The sequence below is a fragment of the Rhabdochlamydiaceae symbiont of Dictyostelium giganteum genome, from assembly GCF_964291045.1.
In the GTDB taxonomy this organism is placed as follows: domain Bacteria; phylum Chlamydiota; class Chlamydiia; order Chlamydiales; family Rhabdochlamydiaceae; genus PALSA-1444.
In genome coordinates this window covers 1,069,006-1,091,036 of record NZ_OZ197277.1, presented here as the reverse complement: position 1 = coordinate 1,091,036, position 22,031 = coordinate 1,069,006, and the positions used below count along the sequence as shown (strand labels likewise).

The 22,031-nt window shown below is 37.3% G+C and carries 11 protein-coding genes and 2 tRNA genes; 10 read left to right on the top strand and 3 right to left on the bottom strand.

All coding sequences use genetic code 11. The annotated features are described in order from the left end of the window. Positions 1–80: 80 nt before the first annotated feature. Both ACI7T6_RS03775 and ACI7T6_RS03770 read right to left on the bottom strand, forming a co-directional pair. Entirely contained in the window at positions 81–983 is a 903-nt protein-coding gene (locus tag ACI7T6_RS03775) for a hypothetical protein (RefSeq protein WP_404665084.1), read from the bottom strand. Between the two features lie 398 nt (positions 984–1,381). After that, positions 1,382–1,454, bottom strand: a tRNA-Ile gene (locus tag ACI7T6_RS03770). A 121-nt stretch (positions 1,455–1,575) separates the two neighbouring features. Here ACI7T6_RS03770 and ACI7T6_RS03765 point away from each other — a divergent pair. The 8 genes from ACI7T6_RS03765 to ACI7T6_RS03730 all read left to right on the top strand — a co-directional run bounded on the left by ACI7T6_RS03765 (position 1,576) and on the right by ACI7T6_RS03730 (position 20,864). Further along, positions 1,576–2,781, top strand: a complete 1,206-nt coding sequence (locus ACI7T6_RS03765) for a DUF1207 domain-containing protein (protein WP_404665083.1) — start codon at positions 1,576–1,578, stop codon at positions 2,779–2,781. A 501-nt stretch (positions 2,782–3,282) separates the two neighbouring features. After that, positions 3,283–4,143: an MYG1 family protein gene (locus ACI7T6_RS03760; RefSeq protein ID WP_404665082.1), complete on the top strand. Its 861-nt coding sequence runs from the start codon at positions 3,283–3,285 to the stop codon at positions 4,141–4,143. Next, positions 4,140–4,475 carry a histidine triad nucleotide-binding protein gene (locus tag ACI7T6_RS03755; RefSeq protein WP_404665081.1) on the top strand — a complete coding sequence of 112 codons (336 nt, stop codon included), beginning with the start codon at positions 4,140–4,142 and terminating at the stop codon, positions 4,473–4,475. The genes ACI7T6_RS03760 and ACI7T6_RS03755 overlap by 4 nt, the downstream gene beginning before the upstream one ends. 29 nt (positions 4,476–4,504) lie before the next feature. Continuing rightward, positions 4,505–6,169 (top strand): HEAT repeat domain-containing protein, encoded by a 1,665-nt coding sequence (locus tag ACI7T6_RS03750; RefSeq protein WP_404665080.1) that lies wholly within the window; start codon positions 4,505–4,507, stop codon positions 6,167–6,169. Positions 6,170–6,675: 506 nt separating this feature from the next. After that, positions 6,676–13,074, top strand: coding sequence for a tetratricopeptide repeat protein (locus ACI7T6_RS03745; RefSeq protein WP_404665079.1), 6,399 nt, complete (start codon positions 6,676–6,678; stop codon positions 13,072–13,074). A 256-nt stretch (positions 13,075–13,330) separates the two neighbouring features. Further along, complete coding sequence (locus ACI7T6_RS03740; protein WP_404665078.1) at positions 13,331–14,512, top strand: M24 family metallopeptidase; 1,182 nt, start codon at positions 13,331–13,333, stop codon at positions 14,510–14,512. A gap of 417 nt (positions 14,513–14,929) precedes the next feature. Continuing rightward, the gene (locus ACI7T6_RS03735; RefSeq protein WP_404665077.1) at positions 14,930–20,569 is read left to right on the top strand and encodes an ankyrin repeat domain-containing protein; all 5,640 of its coding nucleotides are present in this window, start codon (positions 14,930–14,932) and stop codon (positions 20,567–20,569) included. Between the two features lie 154 nt (positions 20,570–20,723). Beyond that, the gene (locus ACI7T6_RS03730) at positions 20,724–20,864 is read left to right on the top strand and encodes a hypothetical protein (RefSeq protein ID WP_404665076.1); all 141 of its coding nucleotides are present in this window, start codon (positions 20,724–20,726) and stop codon (positions 20,862–20,864) included. 160 nt (positions 20,865–21,024) lie between these two features. Here ACI7T6_RS03730 and ACI7T6_RS03725 read toward each other — a convergent pair whose 3' ends face one another. Then, positions 21,025–21,456, bottom strand: a complete 432-nt coding sequence (locus tag ACI7T6_RS03725; RefSeq protein WP_404665075.1) for a SufE family protein — start codon at positions 21,454–21,456, stop codon at positions 21,025–21,027. A gap of 90 nt (positions 21,457–21,546) precedes the next feature. On the opposite strand from ACI7T6_RS03725, the gene infA reads away from it, so the two are divergent. Further along, positions 21,547–21,768 carry a translation initiation factor IF-1 gene (gene infA, locus ACI7T6_RS03720; protein ID WP_404666127.1) on the top strand — a complete coding sequence of 74 codons (222 nt, stop codon included), beginning with the start codon at positions 21,547–21,549 and terminating at the stop codon, positions 21,766–21,768. 185 nt (positions 21,769–21,953) lie between these two features. After that, positions 21,954–22,025, top strand: a tRNA-Thr gene (locus ACI7T6_RS03715). The last annotated feature ends 6 nt before the right edge of the window (positions 22,026–22,031 follow it).

Sequence of the window (22,031 nt, the reverse complement as noted above, 5' to 3'; positions counted from 1 at the left end):
GGATGCCTCTCTTTTTTAGATGGATCAAAAGAGAGGTGTCTTTGTATGTTTAATGAGGACTCCATGGAAGAGGTATTTTTTTATTTTATCCAATCAGTAAGATACTGTGTGTTAATGAGAGCGATCTTTCGATTTCCCTCTGCATCTACAGGGTCTAACACAGGAAGATGTAATCCATTTCCAAAGAGATATCCCATTTGCGTGATAAATAGATCCACCTGCTCCTTAGCCTTTTGTACGCTCTTTGCATACGGCTCATGTGTAATTTCCCTACTAAGATGGTGGGGTTTTAGATTGAATTTTTCTTCCGCAATCATTTCATACTGTTGATCACCCACTTGAATAGAGATAAGTTTTGCATGAGGAAGCACTAGGTGAGTGAGTTGATATACCCGAATGACTTTTTGAGCTTGAACCCATTTTGAGTAGGTATGACTCATGTTTTTTTGAGATGTTTGTTGAGAGGTATCTTGAGAGACAATCATTTTAAAGATCAGCTGAGGCTGGCTATCTAATGTAAAAATGCGGTGTGTAGCCCCGGTTGCATGATTTTTAACTCCATCACAGTTGTGATTACGAAGAATGGCTTTCATGGATTTAGCAAGCTGATCTTTAATTTCATCAGAAATCTCAATAGTTCCTTCTAGCTCTTGAGCGCTTTGATAAAGAGTCCCAAAATAGAGGGTTTCTTTTTGCTTTGTAAAGAGGTTTCTAATGGACTTTGACAATAGCGCAAGGCCTAATGTGTAAATAACAGCGCTAAGGCCTAGAGCTCCTCTTCCAAGCCGCTCTAAAGGGGAGAAAGCGCGCTCTTTTTTATCAATAAGTTCATAACACTTACCTTTATCGAGTACATGACAAGAGGTGAGTTTTTGACCCATTTCGTTAACAAGCCTATATTTGCTATTAAATTTTGTAGAAGAGGTCCAACGGGGGTCAAGATGGATGTCATTTACGTGGTTAATAATTTTAAAAGAAGCCACAAATCTCCTATTAATGTAATTTTTTAAGTATTTTTGTCAGTGAACAAAAGAGTAAAAAATCCCCTCTTTTATCACCTGGATAAAAACTCAAGGGCCTAAGTTACATCACACGCTAAAAGCGATGCAATGCGTTCCTAAAAGTCCCTTAAGTTCTTATATCCCGTTAGATCTATCTATTCCCTCTAGTATAACTAAATATTTGTTAATTGGGTATTAATATCATTATTATTTGAAATTAAGCTCTTAAACATTCTCTACGTTGAACTCAAAAAGAAAAATCGATTTAGAAGAGAAACGGTTTAGCTAGAAGAGGCTCTTAAGAGCTTTAATGCATAAGCGTTACGGATATCTGTCAGGTTTAAAATAGGGACCCCTTTTTAAGAGGGGAGAGGAAAAAGTGGGGCAACCTGGGTTTGAACCAGGGACCGACGGGTTATGAGTCCGCTGCTCTAACCGCTGAGCTATTGCCCCTTAAGCTAAATAAGGAAAAAGAGATGATACTGAAGATAGATTAGAGATGCAACGTAAATTTTTTTTGGATTATATCTTTACCTTAGATATAGAGGAAAATAGCAGTGGTATAAGGAGTTATATGTTATCTCGCCTAGTTATCTTATCTTCGCTTGGGTTGCTCTCTCTTGGGGCGGAAAATTATGAAGGAGAAATTGCAAAAATCGATCCAGAACTCTCGGTGATTCAAAGGGGAGATAGTTTACCCATTGAAAATTTTGAGCATGCAACAGATCCTTACCTAGAAGGGTATATTCAAGCGCTCATTGATGCAAGTTACTATGAATTTAATGTGATTGTGGTTGTCAAAGATCACCATGTAACGCTTTATAACCTTCCCCATAACGATCTCTTTGCTAATAGTATTGTTTCGTATGTTCAAGATATCCCCGGTGTTCAATCTGTTGAAGTGAAAAAAGAGCTCTCTTCCGAAGAGATGACGGTGAGAAAGCAATATACAGAAACGCCCCGTGTTTCAGGGGTTTGGTTTCCTCAATCCACAGTGCTTTTTCTCCCGCTTGTTTCTGATCCAAGAGAGCCTGTCTATTCTGTGAACGGCAGGGTGGGGGATAAAGTGGTTGGGAAGAAAAGTGTTGCTGTTTCCTTAGGAGATGATTTTCCCATTTTCCGCTGGCATAATGTCATGAACTCTGATGCCGATTTACAAATTGGGATATCAGGGGGGATCTGGGCCGTCTTTAACTTTAGCGATATTCCTAACCGGAGGTCATCTAGTGAATGTGAACTTGTGAATACAGACTATCTTGTAGGTATTCCTGTCACCTATGCACATGATAGATGGTCTTTTAGACTCCGCCCTTACCATATTTCAGGGCATTTAGGAGATGAGTTCATGGTCAATCACCCAGACTATCTAACTAAAAGAAAAAACCCTAGCTTTGAAGCCATTGATTTCATTTCCTCGTATCAGCTCTCAAGTGCCCTCCGTGTCTATGCAGGTCCAGGTATTGTGGTTCATAGTGACCCCACATTTAGACTCAAGCCTATGTATGCCATGTGGGGAACAGAGGTGAGGCTTTTAGGACAAAAACTGCATTACCACCGTCTTTATGGAACCCCTTTTTTTGCAGCGCATATGGAAAACTGGGAGCAACACTCTTGGGATCTTGATATGACCTTTAAGCTTGGGTATGAAATCAGTAAGCTTCAAGGTGTGGGGAGAAAAATGCGGCTCTATCTTGAGTATCATGAAGGGTTTTCTTATGAAGGGCAGTTTTTTAATGAGAAAACAAAGTATGGTCAGCTAGGACTTTCTTGGGGATTTTAAGAGGGCTAGTGTTGAAAGCCAGATTGCTTGAAAAGGATCTGGCTTAAGAGCTCTCTATCTCTTTTTGAACGGGAGAGTAAGGGATAAACCCTTCAGGGTAGATTCTCCCCAAAGGGCCAAGAAGAAGTTGTTAATGGAAAAACTGATGATAGATGTGTAGCGCCTCATCTATATTTTGGACACAAAAAAATAGTTACTGATCCACCCTGATTCTTAAATAGCTCCTGTAGCTTAAGTTACACTACAATCTAGAAGAAATTTTTGCTCTCCAATACGCCTCTTCTCCAAAGAGCAAAATGGGGATAAGGGAGGTAGTTTCCACCTTGCGTCTTACCTCTTCAAGACTGTATGTAAAATCAGTTCCAATCCTTCCAATCAAAAAGAGGGGGAAATCCAGATGACATTCCGATTGTCTTTCAATCAAGTTTTCGATGCGGTAAGGTAGTTTTACATCAATAGAGGCTGGTATAATTTTTGTTATCTAATTATAATGAACACGTAATGAAAGCACGATTTTTAGGAACCCACGACGGCTCTTTTCACGCAGATGAAGTGACAGCAGCTGCTCTTTTGATAGTTTTTGACTGTATTGATCCGCACCATATCATCAGATCTCGGAAAGAGTCTGAGTTAACACCGTGTGAATATGTTTGTGATGTAGGTGGAATCTACGACCCTTCCCTAAAGCGGTTTGATCACCATCAGGTGGGCTACGCAGGAGAGCTAAGTAGCGCAGGTATGATTTTACTTCATCTATTAGAAACAAATGTGATCGATCAAAAAACATTTACTTTTCTAAAAGACTCTTTTGTTCAAGGAGTGGATGATCACGATAACGGAAGATCCACCTTTGAAGTGGGTGTCTCTACATTTTCTCACGTGATTTCTCAGTTTGTCCCTCCCTCTTACCAAGTCTCTTCTCATGAGATGAAAGAGGCGTTTGATCAGGCAGTAGCTTTTACTGTAGGGCATATTAGGCGGCTTTTAAGTAGATACCATTACATCAAAGCGTGTGAAAATAGGGTCCATCATGTGATGAAAAAAGGGCACGATGTGCTGATTTTTGATGAAGCGATGCCGTGGATGGATATTTTCTTTGAAAATGGAGGAGAGTCTCATCCAGCTCTTTTTGTCATTATGCCAGCTGATTCTCACTGGAAACTAAGAGGCATCCCTCCTCATACACTTGACCGCATGAATGTCAGAAAACCGCTTCCTTTAGCGTGGTCAGGGCTGATGGGAGAGGCTCTTAAAGAGATCTCTCAAATTGAAGGCGCAATCTTTTGTCATAAGGGAAGATTTATTTCTATTTGGGAAACAAAAGAAGATGCTATGAAAGCGTTACAAGAGGTATTAAAATGACCACTATTTTTAGTCAAATCATTGAAGGGAAAATCCCTTCGGAAAAGGTGTTTGAAAATGACCGTATCTTAGCGATTAAAGATATTCATCCCGTAGCTCCTGTACATTTACTGCTGATTCCTAAAAAGCCCATCAAAAATATTCAATCCGTCTCTCAAGAAGATTACCCTCTCATATGTGAAATCATTGAAGTGGCTCAAAAGCTAGCTATCCAATTTAAAGTAGAAGAGGGTTACCGCCTAATTACAAATAATGGCGAGGAAGCGGGTCAAACGATCTTTCATTTACACTTTCATTTAATTGGCGGAAGACTCTTAACAGAACTTGCGTGATGAAAAAACATCTCTTTCTTTGCGGGATCATGACTTCTTTTTTACTGATGGCCTCAGAGGAAAGAGGGGTAGAGAAAGTTCATGCGCATATTCAGATTCATGACCCTTGGAAAGGAGCTATTGAAGGGAAAAAGCTTCTTGAAATCTACCCGGGCTCTTCTCTTGTCAGACTTGCCTACATTGAGGCGCTTAGTGCAAAAGGGGATGAAAGAGGGGTGTTTCAAGAGTGGATGACACAAAGAGATGTCTTTTCCACCGATAAAAAAGCCCTTGAGATACTAGCATGGACAGCGCTTCAAAAAGCTAAAGACTCTCCGCAGCTTGCCATTCAAACAGCTGCTTTAATAGGATCTGCTCTCACCTCTGATGCTAAATCGATCCCGGTAGTGATGAGAGCTTTACGGAGCCAAAGTGCCATTTTACGATTTTTAGGTGTGAGGCTCTTAAGACAGCTAGGAGATGATCCATTAATTTGTGAGCTCATTCGGCTATTTCATGAGGAAAAAGTTTGGTTTGTAAGACAAGCTGTGATTGAGACAATAGGAGAACTGCGTCTTACACAGCTTAAAGCTGCTCTTTTAGAATCTCTTAACACTTATCACATCTCTATTGAGGAAAAAACAAGTATATTCATCGCTTTAACAAAGATGCATCAAGGAGCTGAGAAAAATACCCATTCCTCTCTTTTCTTAAGCCCAAGATCTGCCTTAAGAGAACTTGCCTGCCATATGACAGCTTATTACGATCTGATCACGCATATTCCAGATGTTGAAGCGCTTCTTTTAGATCACTCTCCAGATGTTAGGCAAGAGGCGATTAAAACACTTCTTTTTTTACAAAAAGAGATTGCACCTTCTCTCTTAGAGACGCTTATGAAAGACTCTCATCCAAAAGTAGCTATCACTGCTGCCTGGGCAGCTACCTGCCTTGGAGACTCTTTAGGTGTAGAGAGTCTTAAAGAGTGGATGTTTAATCCAGAGGGTAAGTGGCGAAGGGAAGCGGCGTCTCTTCTATCAAGATCAGGCTCTTTAGGGCATAAGCTCTCTTTAGAAATGCTGCATTCTCATGAGGATGCATTTGTGAGAGTTAACCTTGCCTTAGGGCTGATTGAACAAGGTGTTCATGTTAAAGAGGGGTGTGAAATTCTCTCTCAGTTTTTACAAAAGACGCTTTCTCAAAAACTGATGTGGTCTTCAAAGCAAGTGATTAGTCCAAGTGATATAAGACATATGGAGCAAAGCTATAACTACCCTCATATGATCAGTCAGCTTACAAGGCTTGATTTGATGCGTATTTTATGCACCTTTGAGCATGGTGATATTAAACTGAAGATTAAGAGTATGCTCATGCAAGAGAGTTTGGAAGTAACCGCTCTTGCAGCCTCTATTCTTTTTCAAGAAGGAGATGAAGATGTGACCCTTCTTTTACAAGAGCTGATGCATGACAGTAACTTATTAGTTAGAGTTCAATCAGCTCTCATTTTAGCTGTATTTAAAAAAGACCCCGATGCCCTAAAGACACTTCAAGTGCTCTATGAACATGTAGACTATGAGATCAAAATTCAAATCTTAGAGGTGATCAGTCAGCTGGGTTCAAAAGAGATGCTGCCTTTTCTCTTAGATCGATTAGAAGAGCCTTTTCAGCTCATCAGAGTGATTGCAGCCTCTGCGATCATTCAATGTTTATCTCATTAAAAAAAGGGTAAGTTTTTCTCTCATGAACCCTTAGAGCTTAAGTAGAGGTCCTCTCTACCCTGTTTTTTATAAAATAAGGGGCTCTTCTCAAGATTTTGCGCTAAAGATAAGCAAAAACATGGTATTTTTTATTTAAATGGGGGTATTCTTCATTTTAAATACCGGAGAAATACTTTTTACTAAACGCATCCCCTGAAGAGGCGTCATAAAGACTCCTTGTTATATATTTTATTTTAAATTAAATATTTTAATATTTCTAGTTTATTTACCATTTATTTTATTTTAATGTTGTTTTATTGATTTAAATTAAATAAAAAAAATGAAGTTTTTTAAATTAATATGAACCAAACTTAAAGCATCAAAAAAAATTAAAAAGGAGGGTTCTAGAAGAGTGAGTAAATCCCATGATTTCTTTTTAAGAACTAGGTTCAAAAAAAGGATTCCATTTTTTAGAAGAGAGGCTATATTTTTGAGGATAGATTTCTAGCTCGTTTAAGGAGAGAGTGATGGCAATTTCTTCAGTAACCCCCTTATGTAATCATCAATACACCTACATTTCCCAGGATGAGAAGAGCATTTCAAGTGGCTTAAATCAAATAAATATTTCAAATGCAACGACTGTATTACAGAAGAGAGCAATTGATTCAGTTAAGTTAGAAAAACTTTGGCGTTTTTATCTCACTCTTCATCACGGAAAAGATCATGGGGGTATTCCAGATTCTTTAAATCATGAAGAGGGGATTATAGGCTTAATTTTTAAGGATATTTTTTCCTCTTATGCATCTATGGACTGGGAAAAAATTGATAAAGAGTTTCTTTTAGAGCTTCAAGACTCTTTTGGCATGCAGATTGTATTTGCTGTGATCCGTGAAGGATCAAAAGAGTGTTTACTTACCTTAATGCGGGAGCTTAGTCATGCACATTTTACAGATTTAAAAGATGCTTCAGGAAGAAGTGCCCTGCATCTTGCAGCTATTTATGGAAAAGAGGAGATGCTAGAGGGTCTTTTAAAAGAGGGTCTTGCTAGCTGTGAAGCAAAAGATAGTTTAGGCCTTACACCTCTTCACTGGGCTATTCATGAAGGACACCCTAGAGTTGTAAAAATCTTGCTTCTTCAACATGGGTTATCAGGACAAGCGTGGAGGCGTGATCCGCATTGTAGTATTTCAACTCTAGCTCTTGCTGCTGCCTCAGGATATCCGGATATTTTTGCTCTTCTTTTGGAACACGATGCATTTAAAGAGCTGAATGTCATTGAGGGAATTTCAAACTGGGGGACCCTTCTTCATCTTGCTATTCAATGTAATCAGCCCCTAATCCTTAAGCATCTTCTTGAATGTGAACATAAGAGTGTAGCCTCTCTTCTTGAACATAAAGATGGTGAGGGAAGAACGCCTCTTCAGCTAGCAGCTTTTTTAGGAGATTGTTTTGCAATTAAGAGTTTAATTGATAAAGGATGTCTTATTCATCAAGGAGAGATGAATCTAAATGGAGTAGCCCTTCATTTTGCAGTCAGAGGAGAAAAGCCAGAGGCCATCTCTCTTCTTCTTTCTTTAGGATCAGATTGTTCTAAGGTAGATGAAAAGGGAAGAGCTCCTCTTGCGCTTTTAAATGAACAAGAGACGCTTTCTCCTGCAGCTGGAAAATGCAAAAACATCCTTGAAAATTATCAACGATCAGAAAGATTAGAAAAGATCACACCTGCAGATTTTAAAAAAATGCCCCCCTTTAACCTGATTTTTGAAGGGAATTACGATGGAAAAAGAGCCTTTGTAGAAAGTATCAAGGCGCTAGAGTCCAAGAAAATTCTCAAAGGAATAAGGCGATTTTCAGGGAGCGGGATGGGGGGATTAATCTCTACTCTTTTATCCGTTGGCTACTCATCTTCTCAGATTGAAGGGCTTTCCTTTGATTCTTTTGAAACACTCTTTGAAAAGCGTAATCCAGGCCCTTTAGTAGGAGAAATTGAGCAAATTAGGAGGTTATGTAACCCATCTTATCCTGAAGAAGACCCTCATTTTACGTATAGTCTTTGTGATGAAGAAAAATTAAAACAGCAGATAGAAGAGTGGATTAAGAGTCATACAACAGCTTCTTTTCTCACCTTGGGAGAATTAGCTGAAAAGGTTAGTAGCAAACCAGATCACTATAAACATCTTCATCTACCCCTCTTTAGTTTAAAGGCACAAAAAGTGTTAGATGTAAGTTCAGAAGATATGCGGTATAAAGAGCTGATCATTTCAGATGTTGTGGCAGCAACCCTTGCCTTTCCAGGCATTTTTAAGCTAGCTTCCTTACGCCGCAAAAATCAAGAAGGCATGCTGTATTTAGATGAGAGTTTAGGTAAGTTAATTGCGCCTTTTTTAGAAACTTCTCTTATAGATCTCTTTGATGATGAATCCTATCAAGAAGATCCCTATTTTAAAGGAAGACAAACGAACTACCGCACAGTAAGCTTTGCATTTAATCAGAGTGAAGAGATCTCTAGTTCTGATCAAGAAAATGGAGCATCAAACCCTCTTCTTTTAGATCTTATTCAAAAATATCAAACTCCTCAAAGGCGCCCTATTCCAGAGTCTATTTCAAGAGGTAGAATCCACTCCTTTACATGTTCTCAAGAATCTTTAGATCCTGAAAGGAAACTATTTTCGTCTATTGAAGCAATTTTTTCCTCTTCTAAAGAAATAGAGCCTTTATCTAGATGTGCTTTAACAGCTCTTTCTTCTAAAGAGATTACCCCTCGGAAATACGATATTTTCTTACATTCATTTCAAACACCTGTATATCAAGAAACTACTTCTCTTAAACGTTATGATAAAATTCCAGAGCTACCTGTAACCTTTATCTCAAGAGAGATAGAGCTTGAAAAGATCACTTCACATTTTCAAAGCGGCTCTAAACTTGCGCTATCTGGTCTTGGAGGTGTGGGAAAAAGCACGTTATCTATAAGTTATGCACGTGAATCAAAGAGTCATTATGCATTTGTGATGTTTATTAAGCTCATAGGAGAGACTACCTTCATTCAAGAGCTTGTAGAACTGGCTATAAGCTTTAATATCAAAGAAAAGAGGGAAGAAGACACCTTAAGAGCACTTAAAGTATTTTTAGGGAAGATGGCAACGCCCTATCTTTTCATTCTGGACGGGGTGGATCATTTAGCCTCTTTTACAGGGATTGAGAAGTATCTTCCTAACAGCTCACAATGTAAAATTTTGATCACCACAAGGCTAAATAGTGACGCGGAAGTGAGAGGATTTAAGCTGATCAGCGTAAAATCATTTTCCTCTAATCAGGCAGTAGACTACTTACTCCAAGGAGCTCAAGATAGGTGTGACCGTGAGCAAAAGGCAGCTTTTAATATCAGTTCATTACTAGGGCACCTTCCTCTTGCACTCACGCATGTGAGAAGATATGTTCATGAGCAAAAATGCTCTCTTGAGTACTACAAAACGCTCTTTGATCAGTATCATTTAAGGTTATTTAAAGAAGGTCAATTTTCTCTTCAAGAAGAAGAGCAGACAATTTTGACGACATGGAATATCTCTCTTGATGCTATTAAGCAGAAAGATCATGGAACTTTAGCAATTAATATGATGAAGGGTATGGCATGTCTTGGAAAAGGAGCGATCTCTTTTACACTTTTACTAGAAGGAGCTAAGCTTTTAGAGGAAGATGAACTCTCCTTAAGGTCAGCACTCAAGCATCTCATGAACTATTCTCTTATTGAGCAAGAGAGAAATCCTAAGAGTGATACCACGTTTTATCATATGCACGATCTTGTTCATGACTGTATTTATTCTCAAATAGAAGAAGGGGAAAAAGCGTGGATCACCTTAAAATTAGAAGAGGCTTTAATGAAGGAAGCAGAATCTCTAGCAGAAAGAGATCAATATGATAGGCACTCTTTTACATCTTGTATTTTTCATGCGGAGCATTTTCTTTCTGAAGAGAAAAATCTTAAATATACCGAGTTAGAAGATAAGGCAGATTTTTTTAGGAACTTAAGCTCTCTTTGTTTTGAACTCACGCTATTTTCAAAAGCCCTTTCTTATAGTCAAAAAGAGCTAAAAATAGCACAGAAACTCTGCGGGAAAAAATCTATAGCAGTTGCAGAGTGTTATGAGAGAATGGCAGATAGTTTACAGAACTTAGGAAGAGATCAAGAGGCGCTACAAATGGCAGGGCAAGCACTTCGCATAAAACTCAGTGTTGGGGTAGAAGATCTTCTTGATTTCATTCAAAGCTATGAGCAAATAGGAGAGATTTTAAGTAAACTCGGCAAGAGTCAGGTAGCGCGTAAATATTTTCAAACAGCGCTTGATCTAAAGAAGAATATTGAGGAAGGAGACGGAATTGATCATAAAGATCTCCTCATTGCAGAGGGTTATGAAAAGATTGCAACGGCTTTTAAAGAAAGCGGGGACTATCAAGAGGCATTAGAGTCTGCTAGTCAGGCACTTCAAATGAAACAAAAGCTGTGCCTTGAAGAGTCTTATGAGATGGCAGAAAATCACATAGTGACAGCTCAAATTTTAGAGGAGCTAGGGCATCATCAAAAAGCTTTAGAAAAGGCTCAAAAAGCGTTAACTATTTGGAAGAAAACGAGCGGTGAAGAATCCATTAATACAGCAGAGGGGTATCAATTAAATGGAGCTATTTTAGCTAGCTTAGGTAGAGAAAAAGAGGCTTTAGAGATGAGCAAGAGGGCTCTTTATATAAAGAAGGAGTTATTTGGGGAAGAGTCGATTGATGTAGCAGAGAGTCTTCAACAATTAGGAGAGGTTTTCACTCAATTTAGAAAGTATGATCAAGCTTTAGAGATGAGCCAAAAGGCGCTTAGCATGATGCTTACTATGGATGCCTTAGGAGAAAAGTCTCCCTATAGCGCAGAGGCGTATCAACAGGTAGGTAGTGTCTTACAAGGTCAGGGACGATATGAAGAGGCCTTAGAAAACTATCAAAACGGGCTAGCTATTTGGCAGAACACTTATGGGGAAGAGTCTCTCTATACCGCAGAAAGTTATAAGCAAATAGGGACAATTTTACATGATCTTAATAGAGATAAAGAAGGGATAGAATATATTCAAAAAGGGTTAGACATGAAGCTTAAACTCCTCAGCCCATGCTCACTAGAGCTAGCTGATTGGTATACAGTCATGGGGGATGTTCTTTATGATCTTCAGCAGTTTGAAAAAGCGTTAGAGCATTATGAGAGAGCTCTTGTCATTCAGCGTAAAGTGTATGGAGAAGATTCGATTAAGGTAGCAGAGACCTATTTTTCTATAGCAAGGGTTCTCAATGATCTTACCCTCTATGAGAAAGCGTTAAACATGGGAAGGAAATCGCTACATATCATATGTCATATAGAGGAAGAAGATTTAGAGGGCAAAGTTCAAAATTATCAATTTGCTGGAGATATTCTTGATAATCTAGAGCGGTATAATGAGGCGTTAGCACACTATCAAAAAGCACTTGAAATAAGCCAAGAATTTTTAAATGCTCAACATTTAACTTATGGGGAAAAAAGCTGGCAGGTTGCAGAAAGCTACAAGCTACAAGTAGCACTTTTTCAAGAACTTGGGGAGCATCAAAAGGCATTTGAAATGCTTTATAAAGCGTTAGAAATAGAGTGTACACTTTATGGCGAGAACTCCTATTTAACGGCTGAGAGTTATGAACTTTTAATAGGTCTTTTGCAAGATGCAGGAAGGTATGAAGAGGCACTTAAAATTAGTCAAAGGGTATTAGATATTAAGCTACAAAAGTATGGAGAAGACTTTATTGATACAGTAGAAGAGTACAAAGCTTTAGGAGAAATTTTCCAAGGCCTTGGTCTTTATCAAAAGGCATTAAATCACGCCCATCATGCACTTAACATCCAACATAAAGTGTATGAGGAGGGATCGATTCATACAGTAGAGAGTTATCAATTGTTAGGCTCAATCTTACAAGATAAAGAGTGCTATGAAGAGGCTTTAGACATCTATCAAAAAGGAATGGATATTCAACTAAATCAAGGTAGAGAAAATACGATTGATATTGCAGAAAGTTATCATCAGATAGGAGATGTTTTGTATAACCTCAGTCGTTATACAGAATCGCTAGAAAGTTATCAAAAGGCTCTTAATATTTCCTCTTTAGTTTTAGGAGAGGACTCTTTTCATACAGCGATGGGTCATCAAGAGATTGCAAGCGTATTACAAGCTCTTGGACAAGATGAAGAGGCGTTACAAAAAACTCAAATAGCATTCAATATTTCTCAGAAGAGAGAGCAGGAAGAGTCTCTTTATATAGCCCAGTTTTATGAAAAAAGGGGAGAGATTCTATTTGATTTTGAAGATTATCAAGAGGCTTTAATAGCAGCTCAGAGAGCTTTAAAGATCAAGCAATCTATTTTGGGTGAATATTCACATTATACAGCAGAAAATTATGACTTATTAGCTGCTATTTTATTTGAACAAGAAAACTACATGGAAGCGTTTATCATGTCAAATAAGGGGATAGCTATCCGGGAAAAGCTAGGGAATTATTCCTCTTTACCAAAAGCTGATAACTATCAAATGCTGGCTAAAATTTCTCACGTTTTAGGAAAAAATCAAGAAAGGATAAATTATTTACAAAAAGAGCTTATTTTAAGAAAAGAGATCCACCGCTCTATTTTTGATTCTTCTTGGGATGAAGAAAGTGTAAAACAAGAAGCTAGCGCACTTTCTCGGGGTCAAATAGATGCGCAAGAAAATCAACAAGACCTTAGAGACTTAAAGCGCAAAGAAAGCTTTTGTCATATTCAACAACTCACCCAAATTCTAGAAGCTACTCACAATGCACTCCAAGAGTTACAAAGTATAAGAGAGATAGAAGGAAGAGCTCAAGAGAGCAATACACCTCTTTGTGTGATTACTTAAGTAAGATCAAGGTAGCTTTTGAAGTTGCTTGATCTTAAAATAACCTCTTATTCAAAGCATTTTATTCGGATCATTGAAGAGATGGATCAAGCTAAGAGATGAAATCCCTTGGGATTTTGCCACTTGATTAGGGTAATTCTTACTCAAAAAATAGTGTGTTTTATAACCATTTGATATCCAGGAATTTGCATTTAAATTCCCACGAATCTTCATTAAAAAATTGACAATTACATGCTCAAAAGTGTATAGAAAAACCATGATACAGATTGATAGCATTCAAGCTCTTTTAAAACAGGAAAACATCCATGGATGGCTTCTTTACGATTTTCGCCATAGCAATTCAATTGCATGTGATGTTCTTGAAATTTCCCCTTCCACGCATTTAACCCGTAGGCTTTTTTACTGGATCCCTCAAAAGGGAGTGCCCGTTGCTTTGGTGAGTTTTGTTGAAACTCATGTAGTAGCGCACCTTCCTGGAGAAACAAGAGTCTACACTTCCCTTGAATCGATGAGAGAGGGACTGAAAAAAATTCTTCCGGGGCGGCTTAAGGTAGCAATGGAGTACTCTTTTGAACACCATATTCCCACCATTTCTAAGGTGGATGCTGGCATCGTAGAGATGATTAAAGGGCTTGGGCATGAAGTGGTTTCTTCTGGGGCCTTTTTACAGCAGCTCACCTGTACATGGGATGATGAGCAGCTCATATCTCATAGAGAAGCTGGAGAGGTGCTAAATCAAGTGGCAGATAAATGTTGGAATTGGGTATCTGATCAACTTAAACAAGAAAAAGTGTTCTCTGAATACGATATCCAGCAATTTATCTTAAAAGAGATTGAAGAGAGAGGATGTGAGATGGATGGCCCTCCTATTTGCGGAGTCAATCACAATAGCGCAAATCCCCACTACACTCCCAATCAAAATACAGCCTTAAGAGTTCAAAAAGGGGATTGGATTTTGATTGATCTGTGGTGCAAGAAAAAAGGGCCCCGTGCTGTATATGCAGATATTACAAGAGTGGCTATTGCTGATCAAAGGCCGTCTTCTAAACAACAAGAAGTGTACCATATTGTACGAGAGAGTCAGCGAAGAGCGACACAATTTGTTGAGATGAAAGTGCATCAAAAAGAGTCTCTTAAAGGGTTTGAAGTGGATAAGATCTGTAGGGATTTTATCACAAAATCTGGCTACGGAGACTATTTTACTCACCGTACAGGGCATAATATTCATACAGAAGATCATGGACCAGGAACCAATATTGATGGATTTGAAACGTTAGATGATAGACTTTTAATCCCAAGAACCTGCTTTTCGATTGAACCAGGTATTTATCTACCTAATGAGTTTGGGGTGCGTCAAGAATATGATGTATTTATTCATTCCAATTACACGGTTGAGATCAATGGGGGCATTCAAGACGAGATTGTCACACTTCTCTAGAGAGATCTATTAGAGCATGATCTCACGCTTTTAAACTAAAATGCAGTTTATAGTTGGTAGAAGCCTCATAGCGCTTTTTAGACTGAGAGTATGGGGCAAAATAGCCAATAAGGGCTCTTTTTTAGAGCTCATTGATAAATCATATAGATAAGAGTGTTGAAAGAGGCCTGTTTTTATGGCTACAGATCTTCTTTTATAAACCACTCACCTCATTGCATGATCCCTTCCTACTACCTATCTCATTTTCCCTTCAATCTGTGATGATTTGAGAAAACATTTTTAGGGATAACTGCTTATTCCTGAATAGATCCTCACGTTCTAAATCAGATGTAAAATCTATTTTTTTGTTTGATAAAAATACAGTAGAGCATAAAAATACATAATTTGATTTAAAATTCTATCCAAGAAAGGTGTTTAATGAGCGCTCCTCTATCTAATATTCAGCATCAAAACAATCAACCTATAGCTCCTATCCCATCTAAACCTTCTAATTTAGTCACTTCACCCTATCAAGGGATAAACTCATCTCAATTAGATATAAAATCTATTGCCATCAGCTCTATTCAGAAAGAGCAAATGCTCTCTTTCATGAAAACATGCGGCTTTGATGATGCATGGATTCAAATAGTTAAAGAAGAGAATTTACAGAGTAAACAGCATCTAGCAGATGATCTATTTTCTCATATTCTACATGACATGACGCCTGAGAGATGGGAGAGTCTTATCTATGATTATTTACTTCAGCTGTATGATTTACAAGGGATGAATCTTGCCTTTGCAGCAATTCGGGAAGGGAAAAAAGAGTTTTTTTCTTATCTCATTAATCATATTTCTGAGAATGATTTAATTAAACTCAAAGGATTAGAAGCAAGAGAAGAGCTGAGAGGAAAAACACTCCTTCATCTAGTATCTATCTATGGAAGAGAAGACATGCTTGAAACTCTTCTTCATGAAAGTTCTGGTATTGTAAATATTAAAGATAAAGATGCTCTAGGTTTCACTGCTCTTCACCTAGCCATTCATGAAGGACATGAAAAAGTCATTCAAAAGCTTCTTAGCTATGGAATGACAGGACAAGAGTTAGAACTTGAAAAACATAGCATCTCAATCATCGCTCTTGCAGTTGCCTCAGGGTATCCTAATATCTTAGAGCTTCTTCTCAAGCACAATCAATTTAAAGAAATTAGTCTCTTAGATGTTATTCCAGATGTCAAAACTGTTCTCCATTTGGCTATTCATTTAAACCAGCCGAAGATGCTGGAGTATCTTCTCAATCATGAGCATAGTAGTATTCAACATCTTTTAGAGTTTAAAGATGCGTCTGGAAGAACTCCTCTTCAACTCGCTGCTTTTTTAGGAGATTTATTTGCCATAAGAGCACTAGTTAATAAAGCAGTGCATATTCATAAGGGAGAGTTTGAGAAGTGTGGAACAGCGCTTCACTTTGCCGTCAAAGGAAAGCAGCCAGATGCAATCACACTACTTCTTTCACTAGGGGCTGATCCTCATAAAACAGATGAATGGGGTAAGGCCCCTCTTGCGTATTTACACGGAGAAGAGGCTGAGCATGTCATCATGAAAAGATGTAAAAATATTTTAGAGAACTTTATAGCCTCAAAGCGATTAGAAAAAGTGAAGGTTGTTGATTTTAATGAAAGAGCGCCCTTTAACCTGATTTTAGAGGGAAGTTACGATCAACGAGAAGGGTTTGCAGGTATTGTTAAAGGATTAGAATCGAAAAAGATTTTAAAAGATATTAGGAGATTTTCAGGGGTTGGTATGGGGGGTATCATAGCAACGCTCTTAGCTCTTGGATATACCTCCTCACAAATTGAAGATCTATCATTTGATTCACTACAAGATCTGTTCATTATAGATCCATCTCTGACCTCTTCTCAGCTAGGTGAGGTTAAATCGCTTAACCTTTTGAGCTTTTCAGAAGAAAAGCAATTAAAATTCTCCCTAGCACTATGTCAAATAGAGCGACTACGAAGTAGTCTAGAAGAGATCATTAATGATAAAGCAGAAATAGAGAACCTAACCTTAAAGGAATTGACTGAAAAAATTACACGGTATCCTGAACGGTATAGACATATACATCTTTCAGTTTATAGTTTAAAAACCCAAAAAATGATCCATTTTACTTCAGAAAATGCTCAGCATGGCGATTTTCTTCTTTCAGATGTTCTTACTGCAACACTTGCCTTTCCAGGGATTTTTAAGCCACTTATATTAAGACGAAAGAACAGTGATGGAGGTATCTATGATGATACGACATATGGAAAAATGGGCGCTCCTTCTTTAGAAGCTTCTCTTGTAGATCAATTTGATGGCTTGATGTATCAAGAAGACCCTTATTATCAGGGAAAACAAACCAATTACCGTACGCTGACATTAAAATTAGATCATCAAGTGGATAAAAATAGTCAGCTAATAGCTAAGCCATCGCTTTTAGCTAGACTCATGCATTTTCATATGGATAAGCCTGAAAAAAAGATCTCTTCAGAAGAGATTTCTAGAGGCAGAATCAAGATACTTTCCTTTCTAGAAGATGAAGAAGATCATATCACAGCTGCTGAAAAATACATTGGACTCCTTTTTTCATCTGCTAAAAAAACATCCATAGAAAATAGTTATCCTCTTGTTCAGCCAAGATCTAAAGGTAATCTAACCCCATGGAAATATGACATTTTTCTTAAAAATAATGCTCTTTCCAATGAGAGCTCTTTAGCTAAATCACCTTCTTGTCTCAACAATATCCCTCCAAGAGAAATTTTCTTTACAGGACGAGTTAAAGAGCTAAATGATTTAAAAATACTATTTAAAGATGTTTCTAAAGTAGCTATTGCAGGGCTTGGGGGCATGGGAAAAAGTACCTTAAGTTTTAAATATGCATCAGAGCTTGTTGGATATAGGTTTATTCATCTCATCAAAGCAACAGCTCCTGGTGCAGTAAGAGCTGGGCTCATTGAACTAGCAGGTCTTCTTAATATTAAAAAAGAGAAGCCTGAGGACACCTTAGCTGAGCTCAAAGTATATCTTCAGCAAATGATCTTGCCAGGACTCATCATCATTGATGGAGTAGATGAGGAGAGCTTTTTTAAAGAGCTAAGCGACTATATCCCTCATGGAAAGAAATGTCATATCCTCATTTCAACTAGGATTGGGGATAAAGCTAAAGTCAATGGATTTAAAGTGATTCTCTTAGCAGAGTTCTCCGAAGAAGAGGCTATACGTTATCTTACTCAGATAGATCAGCCAGTTCAAGAAGAGCAAAAAGCTGCAGAAATCCTTGCTAAAGCAGTAGGATATCACCCCTTAGCACTATCTCATATTGCCAGATATTTAGAGCAAGAGAAGATTTCTCTTTGTGAATATGAAAGGAGGTTTAAAACTCGTGATCCAAAACTTCCTGGTAAAGATGATATTGATCTCCCAACAGAAGAGGCATCTATTTTTATCACTTGGCAAGTCTCTTTAGATGCGATTGGAGAAAAAGAAAAGGGATTCTTAGCCATTGAGATGATGCGGATGATCGCTCTTCTTGGAGAGGAAGATATTCCCTTGGATCTACTTCATACTTGGGCCAAGTTATCTTATCCTCATGAGGATGAAGTTTCTATTTCAGGAGCTATTAAGCTACTAAAAGGCTACTCATTTTTTCGAGAAATAATTAGTGAGTTTGATCAAAAGAAATACTACCAAGTTCATTCGCTTGTTCAAAAAGTGATAGCACTTTCGCTCAAAGAAAAAAAATATCTTTTTTTTGAAAAAACTTGTGCTATTGTTAATCAAACAATAAAACAGCTAAGAGAACCTAGTTATTTAAAAAATAATTATTTTGATCAAAGATTAGAAGTTTTATATCGAGCCCATTTATCTCATCTCCATGGAATGACAAATCTTTTTGAAGCTCTCGAGAATCATCAAAAAATACAATTCTTAAGCCATTTAGGATGCGCTTATTCTCGTTATGTGTCCCCACTCAATATAGCCCATCAATATATTGATCAAGGCATTGATTTGTTAGAAAAAAATAATTTTGAGTTATTGAAAAATAAGGAAATAGATTTATTAAATAGCCAAGTCTTGAACTCCTTAGGGCAAGAAAAAGCTTTAATGATGGCAGAACTTTATCAGCTTAAAAGCCGGTGTATACGTTATACAGAAAGTACTGAAGAAGCGATAACACTTGCAGAAAAAGCTCTAATAATAAGAAAACAAATACTCAACCATGATGATCCATATATATTAGAGAGCTATGATGCTGTCATTTGGCTATTACATGATTGCAAAAAATTTAAAAAAGAGCTCCCATTTGTCAGAGAAGCTTTAACAATAAAAATAAAAAATCTTGGTGAAAACCATTATGAAACATTAAAGAGTCGTAGCCGAATTGTTAATATTTTATATGACATTGCTGAAGATCAAGATGAGAATAAGGAAGCTCTTCTTCATGCAAAAGTGATACTAGCAAATAGAGAGGACAGATTTAATAGTAAAATAGATAATGATTTTGATGAATTATTCAAGAGTTATGATACGGTTGTTGAGATTTTGATGAGGTTAGACAAATATCAAGAAGCTCTTGATTTTGCAAATATTGCATTAAAGTATAAGATAAATTTTTTAGGGAATAACAATAATGAGACATTAGATGTTTATGAGAGAGTTATTGATATTTTACTTCGGTTAGAAAATTATCAAGAGGCATTTTTCCCTGCTCAACAAGAGTTGAAAAATAGAATATCATTCATTAAACAACCAGATGATGAAACTGAAAGCAGCTATGAGAGATTTACTGACCTCTTACAATATCTAATCCTAGATAAAAATATGATTTTTCTTCTCCAAGAACTCATAAATCAATTGGGAAGTTCGTTTGGAGAATGTCATCATATGACTCTAGCTCTCTACAACAAAGTCATAAAACTCATTTTTGAATCAAAAAATGAAGAAATTTTTTTGGATTTTGCCAAACAAAGATTAGATAAACAAAGAGAGCAATTAGGGGAAAATCACCAAGAAACACTCAATAGCTATCAAAAAATCCTGAAGTTTTTGTGCGATTCGCAAAATGAGGCTGATGTATTGTCCTTTGCTCAGATGGTGGTAGAAAATCAATATACTTCCTTGAAGAAAATTGATGAGACAAGATGGAAAAGCTACGACATTGTTATTAAGGTTCTTAATGACTTAATGTTCAATCAGGAATCCACACTCACCAGCTCTCAAGAAAAACTCTCAATCTATGAAAAAACCATAAAAGTCTTAAAAAATGCAAGACACAAAGACGATGTAATTTTTAAATTTCAACGGAAATTATACGCTGCTCAACAGATACTGACTAAAGAAAAAGACATCTTTAAAGAGAGTTATTTTGATGTATCTCAAAACTATGAAACGGTGCTTAATCTTTTGAAAAAAATTGGCCAAAAAACAGACATAGAAATCACTGAACAAAGCATTTTAGCACAATATATGCTAGAAGCAGGAAAAGCTGTGCTAAAAGAGGGGAATGAGGTAGTTCATCTTTTCAAAGAACTTGGGCAAAAAGAAAAGGCTCTGACTTTAGCGCAACATTTATTAGAAGCAAGGGAAGCTGTATTAGAAAATGGAAGTCAGTGGATATTTGAGAGTTATAAAATAGTGATCGATCTTTTCAAAGAACTGGGACAAAAAGAAAAAGCCTTACCTATTGCAAAAAAGATGCTAGAGGCGAGTGCAAAGCAATTAGGTGAAGGAAACGAGTGGATATTTGAGAGCTATAAAATAGTGATTGATCTCTTTAAAGAACTGGGGCAAAAAGAAGAAGCTCTTACTATTGTACAAAACACATTACAAACAAGAATAAATACATTAGGAATTGCACAGGAAAAGATATTTAAGAGTTACGAGGAGGTAATTGTTTTTCTTAATACATTAAGAGAAAGAGATGCAGCACTTTGTATAGCGCAAAAGATGCTAGAAGTAAAAAGAGAGCTTCTAGGAGAGGGCGATGATAGGACATTTGTAAGCTATGAAATTGTGATTAAGTTATTAAAGGAACTGGGATAAAAGGAAGAGGCTCTTGTTGTAGCACAAGAGATGTTAGCAACAAGAAGAGATGCATTAGGAGAGAGATGAGAGTACATTTAGGAGCTATAGAATAGTAGTTCATCTCTTAAAGAATGTTGGCCAAAAAGAGGAGGCGCTTAATATAGCGAAAAAGATGTTAGCAATAAGAGTAGAAACATTAGAAAAGAAAGGTGGATGGATATCTGAGAGCTATATAACAGTGATTCATCTCTTAAAAGAACTTGGAAGAACAGAAGAGGCACTAGAAGTCTCCAAAAAGATGAAAGAATCTTAGTAGATAGTTTGGTCAATTTTGCTAGGAGGATTACCTAGTTTTCTAGGTAATAAAATCATGCAACACGCTCAAATGTAACCTCAAAAATCAATCGAATAGAAATCAATTATTTTGCATATATGCTCTATTTCGTACAGAAGAAGATGAAAACTTCTAACGCTTAAAACTGACCCTTAAGAATTTCAAAAGCTTCTAGCTGCATCTTCTTAAAAAGACTTGCAAGCCCGTTAGAGCGCGTTGGAGAGAGCGCTTGATGCAGCCCCATCTCTTTTAAAAAAAGAGGCAGCTCTTTAATAATTGATTCAGGAGTAGCTCCTGAGTAGACAGTAATCAAGATTGCTGCAAGCCCTTTAGAAATAAGCGCTTCTGAATCAGCTTGAAAATACATCACTCCATTTTCATAAGAGGTTTCTAGGTAGAGGAGACTTTGACAACCTAGGACTAAATTCTTTTCTATTTTAGCTTCAGAGGGGAACCTAGGGAGCTGCTTTCCCATAGTGATAATCTTTTCATATTTTTTTTCAGGAGAGGAGAGAAGAGCAAATTCTTCTTTCAGTTGATTCCCTTTTTCTGCTATTGAAGAGTATGTCATGGATTTCTTTATACCTCAAAAGAAGAGAGTATAATCGATCTTCCTTTCACATTAATAGAAAATTTGTTAGGATTGCTTTCTTATCAGAGAATTATGCCTAAAGAAGATACGATTAAAATTGATGGATCTGTAGAAGAGCTACTCCCAAATATGCACTTTCGCGTTATCCTGAAAAATGGAATGAAAGTGATTGCGCATTTATGTGGTAAAATGCGGATGAGAAATATTCGCGTGCTTGTTGGAGATACGGTAACAGTTGAAATGTCGCCTTATGATTTAACAAAAGCTAGAATTACTTACAGACAACGGTAGTTTTTTACTTTTTATCCTTGAACTTATTTGAGTTGCGAAGTATCCTAAAGCCCTTTAAGGATATTTTGAGTGTTTGTGTTTGAAAGAGAGGAACAAATCGTTTCTTTCTCCTTCGCAGATCAGTTGCAAAAATCAATAAATACAAAGAACTTTAGTGGATAAGCCTATCCACTATAATAAAATAGGCCCATGTAGCTCAGTGGTAGAGCACTTGCATGGTAAGCAAGTGGCCGTAGGTTCAATTCCTATCTTGGGCATAAAGA

Excerpts from the sequence above, each read along its gene's own strand:
- ACI7T6_RS03765 (WP_404665083.1), top strand. The coding sequence starts at position 1,576 with ATGTTATCTCGCCTAGTTATCTTATCTTCGCTTGGGTTGCTCTCTCTT.
- ACI7T6_RS03760 (WP_404665082.1), top strand. The coding sequence starts at position 3,283 with ATGAAAGCACGATTTTTAGGAACCCACGACGGCTCTTTTCACGCAGAT.
- ACI7T6_RS03755 (WP_404665081.1), top strand. The coding sequence starts at position 4,140 with ATGACCACTATTTTTAGTCAAATCATTGAAGGGAAAATCCCTTCGGAA.
- ACI7T6_RS03750 (WP_404665080.1), top strand. The coding sequence starts at position 4,505 with ATGACTTCTTTTTTACTGATGGCCTCAGAGGAAAGAGGGGTAGAGAAA.
- ACI7T6_RS03745 (WP_404665079.1), top strand. The coding sequence starts at position 6,676 with ATGGCAATTTCTTCAGTAACCCCCTTATGTAATCATCAATACACCTAC.
- ACI7T6_RS03740 (WP_404665078.1), top strand. The coding sequence starts at position 13,331 with ATGATACAGATTGATAGCATTCAAGCTCTTTTAAAACAGGAAAACATC.
- ACI7T6_RS03735 (WP_404665077.1), top strand. The coding sequence starts at position 14,930 with ATGAGCGCTCCTCTATCTAATATTCAGCATCAAAACAATCAACCTATA.
- ACI7T6_RS03730 (WP_404665076.1), top strand. The coding sequence starts at position 20,724 with ATGTTAGCAATAAGAGTAGAAACATTAGAAAAGAAAGGTGGATGGATA.
- ACI7T6_RS03725 (WP_404665075.1), bottom strand. The coding sequence starts at position 21,456 with ATGACATACTCTTCAATAGCAGAAAAAGGGAATCAACTGAAAGAAGAA.